The following is a 14,013-nucleotide window of genomic DNA, read 5'->3' as shown; positions in this document are numbered from 1 at the left end:
ACCCCGTGATCGATGAGCCGTCGCGCGGCCTCCGCCGCCTGACCGACCGCCCCGACTACGCCCTGGTCGGAATTCTGCGAATTCCCGAAATACAAACCAGCCCATGGGTTTCACTGGCCCGTCGCGTGGTGTTCGCGGTCGCTTTGCTGGTGGGCGCGACGCTGGTGGTGTATTTCGGGCGTCACGGATATCACGACAATCAAGGCGACGAACTGTCGCTGCTGGACGCGGCGTACTACTCGACGGTGTCACTGTCGACGACCGGCTACGGCGACATCACGCCCAGCACCCCGCAGGCCCGGTTGATCAATATCATCGTCATCACACCGCTGCGGGTGCTTTTCCTGATCGTCCTGGTCGGCACCACCTTGCAGGTCCTGACCGAACGGTCCCGGCAGGTGTTCAAGATTCAGCGATGGAGGCACAAGGTGCGTAATCACACCGTGGTGGTCGGCTACGGGACGAAGGGCCGCACCGCCGTCGACGCGATGCTGGGCGACGGTGTGCAGCCGGGGGACATCGTCGTGGTGGACACCGACCCGGTGGCCCTGGAACGTGCCGCCACCGCGGGCCTGGTGACCGTGCACGGTTCGGCCGCGCAATCGGATGTGCTGCGGCTGGCCGGGTTGCAGCACGCGTCGTCGGTGGTGGTGGCCGCCAACCGCGACGACACCGCGGTGCTGGTCACTCTCACCGCCCGCGAGCTGAATTCGAAGGCCAAGATCGTCGCCTCGATCCGGGAGGCGGAGAACGTGCACCTGCTGCGGCAGTCCGGCGCGGATTCGGTGGTGGTCTCCTCGGAGACGGCGGGGCGGCTGCTCGGCATCGCTACCACCACGCCGAAGGTCGTCGACATGGTCGAGGACCTGCTCACCCCGGAAGCGGGCTTCGCGATCGCCGAACGCGACGTGGAACCGGACGAGGTGGGCGGCTCGCCGCGGCACCTGCGCAACATCGTGCTCGGCGTCGTCCGCGGCGGCGCGCTGATCCGCGTCGACGAGCCCGAGGTGGACGCGCTCGAATCCGGCGACCGGCTGCTCTACATTCGCCGCGTGCAGAAGTAGTGCCCGGCGAGCACCCACCACCGCCGCCACCCGTGTCGCCGCCGCGGGATACGCTCGGAGCGTGCCTGGTTTTCAGCTGAAAGACGTTCCCCTGCTGTCGCGTTCCGTGCTCGACCGCGCCGAGGAGCTGCGCTCGGACGAGCAGGCGTTGAAGGAGGGCTGGCCCGGCGCTCGGTTGCTGCGAATGAACCGGCGCGGCCAGGTTCGTGTCGACGGCGAATCGATCCTGCTGGAACCGGCGACGACGCTGGCCGCCGAACCTGTCCCCGAGGCGGTCTTCCTCGGCATCGACCGCGGCAGCCACCTGTGGGCGGTGCGCGACGAGGAGATCGACGGCAAGCTGATGGACCTGCGGGTCGTCAGCACCCTGCTGCACCTCGACGATGTCACCCTCGGCATCCTGGCGGCCGCGCTGGCGCTGCTGAACTGGCACGATCGCGCGCGGTTCAGCGCCGTCGACGGCACGCCCACCGCGCCCGCCAACGCGGGCTGGACGCGGGTCAGCGAGGCCGGGCACGAGGAGTTCCCGCGCATCGACCCGGCGGTCATCTGCCTCGTGCACGACGGCGCCGACCGGGTGCTGCTGGCACGTCAGCAGGTCTGGCCCGAGAAGATGTTCTCGCTGCTGGCCGGATTCGTGGAGGCGGGCGAGTCGCTCGAGCGGTGCGTGGAACGCGAGATCCTCGAAGAGGTCGGCGTAGCCGTGCGGGAGGTGCGTTACCTGGGCAGCCAGCCGTGGCCGCTGCCGCGGTCGCTCATGCTCGGCTTCGCCGCCGTCGCGGACCCGGAGCAGCCGCTGACCTTCACCGACGGCGAGATCGTCGAGGCGCACTGGTTCACCCGCGACGAGGTACGTCAAGCGTTGGAGGCCGGCGCGTGGGGCGCGCCGATCGGCGACTCCGACGCCGTCGCCGAGCAGCGTCTGTTCCTGCCGGGATCGATCTCGATCGCCCGCAGCATCATCGAATCCTGGGCGGCCGAGGACTGATTCGCCGCTCGGGCCACCGTCAGGCGATGGCGGCCAGAGCCTGTTTCACCTGCACCAGAGAGGGATTGGTCGCGGTGGAGCCGTCGGCGTAGCGCACGGTCGGCACCACGTGGTTGCCGCCGTTGACACTGCCGACGAATTCGGCGGCCGCGGGATCCTGCTCGATATCGACCTCGGTGTAGGTGATGCCGGACTCGTCGAGCTGCTTCTTGAGCCGCCGGCAGTAGCCGCACCAGGTCGTCGAATACATGGTCAGGTCGGTAGCTGTCACGCCAGCATTCAACATCGGCCGCGCCGAACCTGTTCCCGTGGGTTGCCGAAGCAACGATGAGCGCGGCGATCTCGCGGGCTATGGTCGGCGCGTGAGGCATCGACTGCGCTCCGGATTCCAGCACGCCGACGAGAGCCCCGGGCTGCTGCTGTGGCAGGTGACCAACCGCTGGCAGGCCGCCCAGCGCGCAGCACTCGCGCCGTTCGGCCTCACACATGTGCAGTTCGTCCTGCTGGCCGCGCTGGTCTGGCTCGCCGACGCGAACGGTGAGCCGGTGATGCAGCGCGACATCGCCGCCCACGCCGCCACCGACCCGATGATGACTTCCCAGGTATTGCGGGCCCTCGAACAGAAGGGCCTGGTGGAACGCCGCGACCACCCGCACGACCGTCGCGCCAGATCCCTGATCCCGACGGAATCCGGTGTCGCGCTCGCGGACCGGGCGACCATCGCGGTGGAGGCCTGCGACAGCGAGTTCTTCGGTCCCCTGGGCGATCGGGTCCCGAATTTCGCCGGTGCGCTGCGCCGTTTGCGCGACCGCTGAGCCCTGGCGCGCGGTCGATCCGCACCGGTCCGTCGATATCTGTCGGACCGCACTGACATGATGGAGGCCGTGCCCGCCCCGACCACCCCGCCCGCGCTGCGGCTCGACGGACTCGATCCCGAGCAGGCCGCCGCCGTCACGGCGCCCCGCGGGCCGGTGTGTGTGCTGGCGGGCGCGGGCACGGGGAAGACCCGCACCATCACGCACCGCATCGCGTATCTGGTGTCGGCGGGGCATGTGCGGGCCGACCAGGTCCTGGCGGTCACCTTCACCGCCCGCGCCGCGGGCGAGCTGCGCAGTCGCCTGCGGGGTCTGGGGCTCGGCGGCGAGGCGAAAACGGTGCAGGCGCGCACTTTTCACGCGGCGGCGCTGCGGCAGCTGCGCTATTTCTGGCCGCAGATCATCGGCGACGTGCCGTGGAAACTGATCGACAGCAAGTTCCCGATCGTCGCGCAGGCCGCGCAGCGGGTCGGCTTGTCGACGGCCACCGAGAGCGTGCGCGATCTGGCCGGCGAGATCGAGTGGGCCAAGGCGTCGCTGATCGCCCCGGAGGACTACGCCACCGCCACCGCCCGCCTGCGGCGCGAGATCCCTTACGAGGCAGGCAAGGTCGCCGCCGTCTACTCGGGGTACGAGCAGCTGAAGAACACCGCGGACGGCCTGCTGCTCGACTTCGACGACCTTTTGCTGCACACCGCGGCCGCGCTGGAGGACTACGCCTCGGTCGCCGAGGAGTTCCGCGGTCGCTACCGCTGCTTCGTCGTCGACGAATACCAGGACGTCACCCCGCTGCAGCAGCGCGTGCTCGACGCCTGGCTCGGCGACCGCGACGATCTGACCGTCGTCGGCGACGCCAACCAGACCATCTACTCGTTCACCGGCGCCAGCCCGAGCCACCTGCTCGATTTCTCCCGCCGCTTCCCCGACGCGACGGTGGTCCGGCTGGAACGCGACTACCGCTCCACCCCGCAGGTGGTGTCGCTGGCCAACCGGGTGATCGGCGCCGCCCGCGGCCGTATCGCGGGCACCCGGCTGCAATTGATCGGTCAGCGGTCCGAGGGCCCGGAGCCGTCGTTCGCCGAATACGACGACGAGCCCGCCGAGGCGCTGTCGGTCGCCAAGGCGATCGCCCGTCTCATCGGCAAGGGCGTGCCCGCCGCCGAGATCGCCGTGCTGTACCGGATCAACGCGCAGTCCGAGGCCTACGAGCAGGCGCTCACCGAGGCCGGCATCCCGTACCAGGTGCGCGGTGGCGAGGGTTTCTTCCAACGTCCCGAGGTGCGCCAGGCGGTGCAGGCGTTGCGGCAGACGGCCGCCCGCGACGATCTCCCGGATGCGCGCGGCCCCGACCTCGTCAGTCTGGTCCGGGCGGCGCTGGGCCGGTTGGGTCTCACGGCCGCCGAGCCCAGCGGCGCCCAGGCCCGGGAGCGGTGGACGTCGCTGGTCGCCCTGGTGCAACTCGCCGAGGAACTGTCCGAACACGATCCGGAGCTGGATCTCGGCGGCCTGCTGCGCGAATTCGCCACCCGCGCCCAGGCCCGGCACCCACCGACCGTCCAGGGCGTGACGCTGGCCTCGCTACACGCGGCCAAGGGTCTGGAGTGGGACGCTGTATTCCTGGTCGGGCTGGCCGATGGCACCCTGCCCATCGCGCACGTGCTCGGCGACGGCGGTGTCGTGGCCGACGAGGCCGCGCTCGAGGAGGAGCGGCGGCTGCTCTACGTCGGTGTCACGCGCGCACGTGAGCATCTGCGGCTGTCGTGGGCGCTGTCGCGCAGCGCGGGCGGTCGTAAGACGCGGCGGCGCAGCCGTTTTCTCACCGGATTGGTGCCCGAGGATTCGCCGGCTTCCCGCATCGCCGCGCCCCTCGCCGACACGCGGAAGCGTAAGCATCCGGCCTGCCGCGTCTGCGGTCGTCCGCTGCTGGGCACGAAGTCCACCATGCTGGGCCGCTGCTCGCGCTGTCCGGGCGAGATCGACCCCGTGCTGCTGGAGGCGCTGCAGGAGTGGCGGCGGGAGAAGGCCGACGAGTTGTCGGTGCCGAATTTCGTGGTGTTCAGCGACACCACCTTGACCGCGATCGCCGAACAGCTGCCCGCGGACGACCGCGCGCTGGTCGCGATCCCGGGTATCGGGGCCAAGAAACTCGGGCAGTTCGGCGCCGACGTACTAGCGATAGTGCGGTCGCGCGCTCGTGCGCAAGACCATAAAACTGCAGGTGAAAAATAGGTTGTGCGGTTGTGTAGGGCCGCCGTAGTGTGAGGAACACGCACCGGGAGGTCATTCCGGCGCGCACAGTAGCCATTCGGACAACGAGAACGAAGGGAGGCAGACCAGTGAACGAAATCGTGTACATCGCTTCGACCGCCGTTGCGGCGACGGCGATTCCGTCGGTGCCCGCCTCCCGTGGGGTCCTCACCTTGCAGGGGACCGGTCTGTCCGGCGTCGGCATTCTCGGGGTAAGCGCCAAAGCCCCGAAGCATGCCATCGATACGGACAAGCCCGAGCGGGGCTGGCACCTGGCTTTTGCCGGCGCATTCGCCAATGCCTACGCAGCCGACCACCAGACGGACGGTATGCCGGCAGCCCGCCTCCGCCGCATCCACCCAGCGACCGTGATCAGGTCTCGACATCGAAGTCGACTCAGATAGGGAATTACTCCCCTGAGCCTCCTGGCCACGGATCGCCCGAAGCGAGACCGTGGCCATAGTTTTATCGGCCCCAGCCACCGGCACCGGTTTCGCGGAAGACAACGAAACGACCGCTGCACGAGCTGAAGGAGACCGACGTGTCCACCGCGACCGTTTCTCGCGTGACATGCTGCACGACCGTGGCCCCGACCTCCCGCACCCGGGGAGTCACCCTCAACCTGCCCTGCCGGGTCGGCGACCCCGACCTGTGGTTCGCCGAGAGCCCCGCGCAGTTGGAGGAGGCGAAGGCCCTGTGCGCCACCTGCCCGATCCGCAAGGGCTGCCTCGCCGCCGCCCTGGACCGTGCTGAGCCCTGGGGTGTGTGGGGCGGTGAGATCTTCGACCAGGGTGTCGTGATCGCCCGCAAGCGCCCCCGTGGCCGGCCGCGCAAGGTTGCCGTGGCGTGATGGTTACGCACGACTCGAATACCGACCGAGCCCCGCATCTCTGTCCGAGATGCGGGGCTCGCCCTTTGTATCGGGTCGCGCGCGAGAATTCAGCCGGCGTCGCGGTATTCGGCGTAGCTGGGCACCCAGTCGTGCATCAGTTTCATGAACGGCACCTCGGCGTCGAGCTGCGCGTAGATGCCGATCGAGCCCATCAGCACCCGGAAGATCATCACGTCTTCGGGCGGAAGTTGCAGGGACATACCGGTTTTCATCTCGGGGCGGCTCACGTCGGTGGCCTTGCCCGCGACCCGCTGCATCCACTTGCGGGTGAAGTGGAACGACTCGGTGCGGATGGGATCGGTGAACGGGCGCAGGTAATCGGCGATCTCGCGGTGGCTGACGGTGCGGCCGGGGATGACGAAACCGTTGGTGTACATCAGCTCGGTCAGCTCGTCGAAGCGATCCTCGACCGCCAGCGCCACCATCTGCCCGAGGATGGGCGGGAAGCCGTTGGGCAGCGGGGCGCAGGCTCCGTAGTCGATGACGGCCAGGCGGTCGTCGGCCAGCACCATGAAGTTGCCGGGATGCGGATCGGCGTGCAGTTTGCCGACGATCGCGGGGGAGGAGAAGTGGAACTCACCCATCAGCTCGGCGACGCGATTGCGTAGCGCGACCGTGCCTGCCGGGTCCTCGTTGCCGCGCTTGATGATCGCGGAAACCGGTGTGCCGTCCAGCCATTCGGTGACGATCACCTTCGGGGCGCTGGCGACCACCTTCGGCACCACGAAGCGTGGATGCCCGTCGAAGCCCTTGGCGAACGCGCGCTGATTGGCGGCCTCGGTGCGGTAGTCGAGTTCCTCCTCGGTGCGCTCGGTGATCTCGGCGAGGATCGGTTTCACGTCGGCGCCGGGGACGACGGCGCCGATCATGCCGGCCATCCGGTTCAGCGTCTTCAGGTCGGCGCGCAGGGCCTCGTCGGCGCCCGGGTACTGCACCTTCACCGCGACGGTGCGCCCGTCGGACCACTGCGCCTTGTGTACCTGACCGATGCTGGCCGAGGCGGCCGGCTCGTCGTCGAAGTCGGCGAAACGCTGCCGCCAGGCCGTACCCAGCTGCTGGTCCAGCACTCGGTGCACGGCGGGGGCGGGCAGCGGCGGCGCCGCGGCCTGCAGTTTGGTCAGCGCCTCGCGGTAGGGCTCGCCGAATTCCTCCGGAACGGCCGCCTCCAGCACCGACAGCGCCTGCCCGAACTTCATCGCGCCGCCCTTGAGCTCGCCGAGCACGGCGAACAGCTGCTCGGCGGTCCGCTGGTTCAGCTCGGCGTTGATCTCGGTCCGATCGCCCCCCGCCAGCCTGCGGCCGAATCCCATCGCCGCCCGTCCAGCGATCCCCAGCGGAATCTTGGCCAGCTTGGCATTGCGGGACGAAGGTCGACGCACAATCTCAGACACCTCACCATCATGGCGGACGTACCGCGCGCTGTGCCATGTGAATCGAGTGAACTTATCCCTCTCTCACGATGGTGTCTTCGGTCACAATCGCCACTTCCAGGCCATGATTTCCGAAGCGCACCGGGTCCCCACGGCCCGGCCGCCGCGGCCAGTGTCCGACGCGCCGGGGACTGCCCGATGCGTCAGGTGATACATCTCACCGCCGGGTCGGATCGCTCTGTCCGTTCAGCCGCTGACTCTCGATCAGCTGGACTTCTCGGCGGGCAGCGTGGGTGCGGCACTGTGTCGGGTGGGCGCGCTCAGCGCGGCGGGGCGGTGACAATGGCGCGGCAGCCGCAGGCGGGATGGGGTGGCCAGGTGCGGTGATGGATGTGGTGGGTGTCCGGGTCGAGTTCCAGTGTGGTGTCGAGGGTTCGGGGCGGGGTTTCGGCGACGCCGCCGAGGATGATCTCCAGATCGCGCAGGGCCAGGGCGGCGGTGGCGGCGATCATGGCGGGCGAGCCGTAACCGATGCGGTCGAGGAGCTGGGCGGCCAGGTGCGGCCATTCCGCGTCCATGTCCCGGCGGGTGAGGTCGGCGCAGCGCAGGCAGCTGGTGCCGCCGGGCAGTACCAGCGGGCCGACCACCCCGCGGCCGTCGCGGATGCGCACCTGCAGGTGCGGAACCCGCCGCAGCACAAGGTCGTTGACCAGGTGCGGCTCGGGCACCAGCGCATCGGCGAGCACCACCACGTCGGCGTCGCGGCCCACACCCGCGCCCGGGGCCAGATCGCGGGACCGGCTGGGCCGCAACCCCAATCGGCGCACGCCCGCGGCGACGGCCTCCGACAGCGGGCCGCGCCCGTGCACGTGTACCGCCCGCACCGCGCTCGCCGGCGTCCGCGGGCGCAGCAGCAATCCGGCGCGGTCGATCTCGCCGAGCAGCCGCAGCGCGTCGCTCGACGCGATCCCGAAACGACTTGCCTGCCAGATGATCTGCGGATGGCTGCGCAGACCGTCCAGTAGCTTCAGGAATTCGGCGATCAGCTCGGCGCCGACCCCCGGTAGCCGCACCACCACGGCCCGCTCCGGATCCCACCCCAGCTGCACCGCCCCGGAAGGGCGCCGCAACACCGCCACTCGCGGATGCAACATCGGCCCGCGCGCCCGAAACATGGTCATGCCGACAGTATTCGCGCGCACCGCATCGGGCGAACGCCCGAAAGCCCTGGTTATCCACAGAATTCGGCTGTCATCCACAGGATATTCGGCCAGGACACCCACGTGTCCGCGCCCCGCTCGGCGGTCGCTTTCCCGCCGTTGTCCACCGAAACCATCCCCAGCTCGCCGTAATTCCGGCGAACCCGTCGATCCGGCTTGTGGAAACCACTTCGGTCGGAATGGCCGGAGCATCAACGTTTTCCGTCGTTCGCGACAATCCGGACGGTACGACCGCGGGCGTGGGGTTCACAATCCGATCGCCCGAACACGGTGATATCTCCAGACCATGGCCCCTCCCGGGTGAAATCCGGCCGGTCCGGGAAAACAATGGTTGTCCCCTCGGGGACGCACCAGCCGGTCGCCCGGCTCGGATTCGCTGCAAAGGAGCACCATGGGAAGCGCATCCGTCGACGTCCCGCATGTGGCATCGGACGAACGACTCCGGTCCCGCAACACCTTCACCGTGACGGCCGAACACATCCGCGACTACGCGCGCGCGGTCGGAAACTCGGACCGCATCCATCTGGACGCGGACGCGGCAGTCGCCCGCGGCTTCGGCGCGCTGGTCGCACCGCCGACGTTCGCCACCATGGTGTGGATGCGGGCGGAGGAGGAGACCCTGGCCGCGATGGTGCCCGGCTTCCACATCGGCCGCATCCTGCACGCCGATCGCGCCCTCGACATCGTGCGCCCGCTGCTGGCCGGGGATCGGGTGAGCTGCGATGTGCACTTCGAATCGTTCCGGCACTACCGCGATTACGACATCGTCTCCATGGCGACCACCCTGCGCGATCACCTCGGGCAGGTCACCGTGATCGGCTCGTCGACACTGCTCGTGCACACGCAGCGGCTCTCCGGCCGCCATCCCGGCGTGCCCGGCTGCGATCGCGGCCTCGAACTCGTGCCCGCCCGGCCGCGCGCCCGCGTGCCGGGTCTGGGCGAACGCCTGCCGGTGCGGCAGCACGGGGCGACGGTCACGCGGCCGCCGCAGCCGGTCGTCGACTACGCGGAGTTGCGGGTCGGCTACGAGTTGCCGCTCCGGCGTCACGCGCTCGCGCCTTCGGACGTGATGGATCATGCGAGTGTGGTGGGCGCCCCGAGCCGTGCGGATTCCGACGGGCGTACGCCGGGAACACCGTCGGGCGGTGCGACACCGGGCATGCTCAGTCTCGGCCTGGCCGCCGGGTATCTGTCGTCGTGGCTGGGTGATCCGACCGCGGTCGCCAAGTACCGGGTGCAGTACGCGCCCAAGAGGCACTACCTGCCAGTCGGCGCCGGCGACTCCACCTCGATCGAGTTCCGCGGCCGCGTCACCTGGCTGAACCCGGCCCGCCGCACCGCGACCGTGGTCGTCGACGCGACGGCGCAGGGGCGCAAGCTGTTCGGATACGCGACGGTGGAGGCGCGCTTCGCCTGAGGCGGCCGGTCAGCCGAGCAGGCCGTCGAGCACCCGCGTGCTGGCGGGCTTGCGGAGCTTGGCCATGCTCTTGGTCTCGATCTGCCGGATGCGTTCGCGCGAGACGCCCAGGATGCGCCCGACCTGCTCCAGGGTGCGCGGCTCGGTGCCGTCGAGCCCGTAGCGCAGCACGAGGACCTGCGCCTCGCGCTCGGCGAGGGTGGACAGCACATCGGCGAGGCGGCCGCGGATGAGAGAGTCGGCGACCGTCTGCGCCGGGTCGGGCGAGTCGTCGGCGATCAGGGCGCCGAGTTCGGTGTCGTCGTCGCCGACCTGCAGGTGGAGCGAGATCGGCTCGCGGGCGTGGCGCAGCACCTCGCGCACCTTCTCGGCGGACAGGTCCAGCTCGGCGGCCAGTTCGTCGGCCGTGGCCTGCCGCCCGAGCTGCTGGTCCAGGGTGCGCTGGGCGCGGGTGATCCGGTGCAGGATCTCGGCCACGTGGGCGGGCAGGCGAATGGCGCGGCTCTTGTCGTCGATGGCGCGGCCGACCGCCTGCTTGATCCACCAGGTGGCATAGGTGGAGAACTTCAGCCCGCGGTGGTGATCGAACTTCTCCACCGCGCGGATGAGGCCGAGCGTGCCCTCCTGGACCAGATCCAGCAGCGACATGCCGGCGGGCGCGGGATAGCGCTTGGCGATCGAGACGACCAGCCGCAGATTGGCCTCGATCATGTGATCCTTGGCGCTGCGGCCGGAGCGGGCCGCGCGGGTCAGCTCGCGCTGCTCGGACTTGGTGAGTTCGGTTCCGTCCGTGGCGCTTTCGGCCAGCCGCCGCTCGGCCTCCAGCCCGACGGCCATCCGCTCGCCGAGTTCGAATTCCTGCTCTGCGGTGAGCAGGGCGGTACGACCGATGCGGTGCAGGTAGTCGCGGATGGGATCCGTGCTGACAGCCGCCGAGCGGTCGGTGGTGGGGCGAAAAGTCACGAAGGCCTCCGAATGCGAGTGCGGCTGTGGGCTGTGCGGTGTAGGCGGCCGGGGGGCGGGACTGTGCAGCGCGGGTTGCGGCGCTAACGTGACGCCCATCCTACCGGCGGGAATTGCCCCGCACCGGCGGTCGTCCGAGCTCCCGCGAAATGAGGGCACCCTCCCATATCGCCACCCGGCCGATCGTTGTTCCTCCCTCGCTATTCTGGGGGTCATGGCGGAAACTGTGGCCGCACCCGATCCTGATCTGGTGCGTGCGTTGCGGGCGCTGGCGAATCCGCTGCGGCTACAGCTGCTGGCCTGGCTGCGCGATCCGGAACAGCACTTTCCGGTGGAACGCGCGATCGCCGACATGAACGAGGTCGGCGTGTGTGTGAGTCACATCCAGGAGAAGGTCGGGCTGGCGCAGTCCACGGTCTCGGCGTATCTGGCCGAACTCGAACGCGCCGGGCTGGTGCGGTCCACCCGGGTGGGCAAGTGGACCCACTACAAGCGGGACGAGCAGCGCATCGCCCGACTCGTCGCGGAACTCGGGCACACCCTCTAACCGATCTCGAGCGGGAACATATCGCACTTCTCCGATGATTCTAGGTATCGTATTTCTACGATATGACGATGCGTCTCGGCGCGCGAATCGGAAAGAGGAGATCTGCATGGGCACCATCGACGGCCTGGACCTGGGGACGTACGGCATCTACACCTTCGACTTCGAGCATCTGTCCGCCGCCGGGATGCGTGAGGCGATCCGCGAACTGGAGGACCAGGGCTGGCGGGCCTTCTGGTTCCCCGAGGTCGGTGGCCACGAGGCGCTGACCCAGGCCGGGAATCTGCTCACCGCCACCGACCGCATGCACATCGTCAACGCCATCGCGCAGATCGGGCCGCGGTCACCGGGCGCGACCCACGGTGGCGCCGCGCTGCTGGCCCAGGCCTACCCGGATCGGCACCTGCTCGGGCTCGGCGTCGGCGCGATCGCGCGTAAACCGCTGGCGGCCATGGCCGAATACCTCGACGAACTGGACGCGCTGGCGGGCGACGGCCGACCGCCGATCCGCCGCATCCTGGCCGCCTACGGTCCCCGGATGCTGGAGCTGGCACGCGACCGCGCGGCCGGTGCGCACACCTACCACGTCACCGTGTCACATACCGAGCAGGCGCGAGAAATCCTGGGCCCCAACAGCTTTCTGGGCGTCGAGCACGCGGTGCTGTTCGAGACCGATCCCGATCGGGCGCGCGAGATCGCCCGCGAACACCTGGTGCCCTACCTGAGCACGCCGTACAACCTCGCCAAGTTCCACCGCCTGGGCTACACCGAGGCCGACACGTCGGGCGGCGGCAGCGACCGCATCATCGACGACCTGGTGTTCTGGGGCGAGCCGGACAGCATCGCCGACCGCCTGCGCGCCCACATCGAGGCCGGAGCCGACCATGTCGCGGTTCAGGTGATCGGCGTCGAACCCGGCCAGTCGGCTGTCGCGCAATGGCGCACGCTGGCGGAAACCCTTCTCCCGCAGCCCATCAGCGCCTGAATCCGGTTATCCCGCAATGACGGAGGCACATGCCGAGCCCGGCGATCAGGAGTCGGTGCTGCCGGAGTCCTTGCCCTGATCCGGGTTCTCGCCCTTCTCCTTCGCCTCGCGCTGGGCGCGTTCGCGGGCCTCGGTCTCGGCCAGCTGGGCCAGCGGGTCGTCGAAAGCGTCGGTGCCGCCGCCGATCACGCCGTCGATGAAACCGGCCGGGTTGTCCAGGTCCTCGGAGCTGGGCAGCAGGTCGGGATGGGCCCAGACGGCATCGCGGGACTCGGTGCCGGCGTCGGTGGTCAGGCGTCGCCACAGGGTGGCGGCCTCACGCAGCTTGCGCGGCCGCAGCTCCAGACCGACCAGCGTGGCGAAGGTCTGCTCGGCGGGACCGCCGGTGGCGCGGCGGCGGCGCAGGGTCTCCGCCAGCGCGCCCGCGCCGGGCAGCCGATCGCCCACGGCATCGGTCACCACGACCTGCACCCAGCCCTCGATCAGCGCGAGCAGAGTCTCCAGCCGCTCCAGCGCGGCCTGCTGCTCCGGCGTGGTCTGCGGTTCGAAGGTGCCCTGCGACAGCAGCTCCTCCAACTTCGAGGGGTCGGTCAGCGTCATCGGATCGATGTTCTGGGCCGCCTCCTCGATGGCGGAGAAGTCCATCCGGATGCCGCGCGCGTAGTCCTCCACCGCGCCCAGCACCTGCTGACGCAGCCAGGGCACGTGCGCGAACAACCGCTGATGCGCGGCCTCGCGGGCGGCCAGATAGACCAGGATCTCGCTCTCCGGCCGCTCCAAGCCCTTGCTGAATTCGGTGACGGCCGCGGGCAGCAGCGCCGCGGTGCCGGTCGGGCCCAGCGGCAGGCCGATGTCGGTGGAGGTCAGTACCTCCTTGGCCAGCTGACCCAGGGCCTGTCCGAGTTGCGAGCCGAACGCCAGGCCACCCATCTGGCCCAGCATGCCGATCATCGGCGCGGCGAACTCCTTCGCCTCCTCCGGCAAGGTGGCCGTCCACATCCCCGACACCTGCTGGGCGACCGGGTCGCACAGCCGCCGCCAGGTCGGCAGGGTCTCCTCGATCCAGTCGTTGGGTGTCCACGCCACCGTTTTCGAGGCGCCGGCCGGCAGCGTCGTGACCGGGTCCAGCCACAGCTCCGCCAGGTGGGCCGCGTCGGCCACGGCCCGCTGCGTGCCCGCGGACACCGGCTCGACGTTCGAGCCGAGCTGCTGGCGGGCCAGCCGCTTGGCGATGTCGTAGTTCACCGGACCACCGGACTGCGCGCCCGGCTGGCCGATATTGGAGAACATCTGCCCCAGTGAGGTCAGCATCTGCCCGAGCTGCGACGGATCGAACCCGCCCGCACCCGGACCTCCGATCCCGAACGGATTGTTCGCGCCGGAACCGGACTGATCGTCCCGCCGGTCGCGGTCGGGATCGTCATCGCGGTTCGAGAATCCGAATGGCACGTCGCTCATAACCCTCAGGCTACGCGGACGCCTGCGGGGGAGCCGCTACTGTGTTGCGG

The 14,013-nt window shown here is 69.6% G+C and carries 14 protein-coding genes; 9 read left to right on the top strand and 5 right to left on the bottom strand.

The genetic code is table 11. From position 1 onward, the window contains the following. Positions 1 to 8: 8 nt before the first annotated feature. Together QH470_RS37810 and nudC are read left to right on the top strand one after the other, a co-directional pair. On the top strand, positions 9 to 1,064 hold the full coding sequence (locus QH470_RS37810) for a potassium channel family protein (RefSeq protein ID WP_400182857.1): 1,056 nt from the start codon (positions 9 to 11) through the stop codon (positions 1,062 to 1,064). Between the two features lie 61 nt (positions 1,065 to 1,125). After that, positions 1,126 to 2,052, top strand: a complete 927-nt coding sequence (gene nudC, locus QH470_RS37805; protein WP_280277203.1) for an NAD(+) diphosphatase — start codon at positions 1,126 to 1,128, stop codon at positions 2,050 to 2,052. A gap of 19 nt (positions 2,053 to 2,071) precedes the next feature. Here nudC and QH470_RS37800 read toward each other — a convergent pair whose 3' ends face one another. After that, entirely contained in the window at positions 2,072 to 2,323 is a 252-nt protein-coding gene (locus QH470_RS37800; RefSeq protein WP_280277202.1) for a mycoredoxin, read from the bottom strand. A gap of 91 nt (positions 2,324 to 2,414) precedes the next feature. Here QH470_RS37800 and QH470_RS37795 point away from each other — a divergent pair, with 91 nt between their 5' ends. The 4 genes from QH470_RS37795 to QH470_RS37780 all read left to right on the top strand — a co-directional run bounded on the left by QH470_RS37795 (position 2,415) and on the right by QH470_RS37780 (position 5,964). Continuing rightward, positions 2,415 to 2,867: a MarR family winged helix-turn-helix transcriptional regulator gene (locus QH470_RS37795; RefSeq protein ID WP_280277201.1), complete on the top strand. Its 453-nt coding sequence runs from the start codon at positions 2,415 to 2,417 to the stop codon at positions 2,865 to 2,867. Positions 2,868 to 2,924: 57 nt separating this feature from the next. Continuing rightward, positions 2,925 to 5,096 (top strand): ATP-dependent DNA helicase UvrD2, encoded by a 2,172-nt coding sequence (locus tag QH470_RS37790; RefSeq protein ID WP_425302858.1) that lies wholly within the window; start codon positions 2,925 to 2,927, stop codon positions 5,094 to 5,096. Between the two features lie 107 nt (positions 5,097 to 5,203). Continuing rightward, complete coding sequence (locus QH470_RS37785; protein WP_280277200.1) at positions 5,204 to 5,518, top strand: hypothetical protein; 315 nt, start codon at positions 5,204 to 5,206, stop codon at positions 5,516 to 5,518. A 161-nt stretch (positions 5,519 to 5,679) separates the two neighbouring features. After that, positions 5,680 to 5,964 (top strand): WhiB family transcriptional regulator, encoded by a 285-nt coding sequence (locus QH470_RS37780; RefSeq protein WP_342213872.1) that lies wholly within the window; start codon positions 5,680 to 5,682, stop codon positions 5,962 to 5,964. An 89-nt stretch (positions 5,965 to 6,053) separates the two neighbouring features. On the opposite strand, the gene QH470_RS37775 is transcribed toward QH470_RS37780, so the two are convergent. Both QH470_RS37775 and QH470_RS37770 read right to left on the bottom strand, forming a co-directional pair. Then, positions 6,054 to 7,397: an ABC1 kinase family protein gene (locus tag QH470_RS37775; protein ID WP_280277199.1), complete on the bottom strand. Its 1,344-nt coding sequence runs from the start codon at positions 7,395 to 7,397 to the stop codon at positions 6,054 to 6,056. A 299-nt stretch (positions 7,398 to 7,696) separates the two neighbouring features. Then, positions 7,697 to 8,557 (bottom strand): TOMM precursor leader peptide-binding protein, encoded by an 861-nt coding sequence (locus QH470_RS37770; RefSeq protein WP_280277198.1) that lies wholly within the window; start codon positions 8,555 to 8,557, stop codon positions 7,697 to 7,699. Between the two features lie 430 nt (positions 8,558 to 8,987). Between QH470_RS37770 and QH470_RS37765 the strand changes: the two genes are divergently transcribed. Beyond that, positions 8,988 to 10,013 carry an FAS1-like dehydratase domain-containing protein gene (locus QH470_RS37765; RefSeq protein WP_280277197.1) on the top strand — a complete coding sequence of 342 codons (1,026 nt, stop codon included), beginning with the start codon at positions 8,988 to 8,990 and terminating at the stop codon, positions 10,011 to 10,013. 9 nt (positions 10,014 to 10,022) lie between these two features. Here the strand turns inward: QH470_RS37765 and QH470_RS37760 are convergent, their stop codons facing one another. Beyond that, positions 10,023 to 10,976 carry a sigma-70 family RNA polymerase sigma factor gene (locus tag QH470_RS37760; RefSeq protein WP_280277196.1) on the bottom strand — a complete coding sequence of 318 codons (954 nt, stop codon included), beginning with the start codon at positions 10,974 to 10,976 and terminating at the stop codon, positions 10,023 to 10,025. Between the two features lie 214 nt (positions 10,977 to 11,190). On the opposite strand from QH470_RS37760, the gene QH470_RS37755 reads away from it, so the two are divergent. Both QH470_RS37755 and QH470_RS37750 read left to right on the top strand, forming a co-directional pair. Continuing rightward, the gene (locus tag QH470_RS37755) at positions 11,191 to 11,523 is read left to right on the top strand and encodes an ArsR/SmtB family transcription factor (protein ID WP_280277195.1); all 333 of its coding nucleotides are present in this window, start codon (positions 11,191 to 11,193) and stop codon (positions 11,521 to 11,523) included. A gap of 106 nt (positions 11,524 to 11,629) precedes the next feature. Beyond that, positions 11,630 to 12,505, top strand: a complete 876-nt coding sequence (locus QH470_RS37750; protein WP_280277194.1) for a TIGR03620 family F420-dependent LLM class oxidoreductase — start codon at positions 11,630 to 11,632, stop codon at positions 12,503 to 12,505. 45 nt (positions 12,506 to 12,550) lie between these two features. Here the strand turns inward: QH470_RS37750 and QH470_RS37745 are convergent, their stop codons facing one another. After that, entirely contained in the window at positions 12,551 to 13,963 is a 1,413-nt protein-coding gene (locus tag QH470_RS37745; protein ID WP_280277193.1) for a zinc-dependent metalloprotease, read from the bottom strand. Positions 13,964 to 14,013 lie beyond the last annotated feature (50 nt).

The organism is Nocardia wallacei (genome assembly GCF_029868745.1).
GTDB lineage: Bacteria > Actinomycetota > Actinomycetes > Mycobacteriales > Mycobacteriaceae > Nocardia > Nocardia wallacei_B.
The sequence above is the reverse complement of the archived record's forward strand: the minus strand, read 5'-3'. Positions and strand labels throughout refer to the sequence as shown.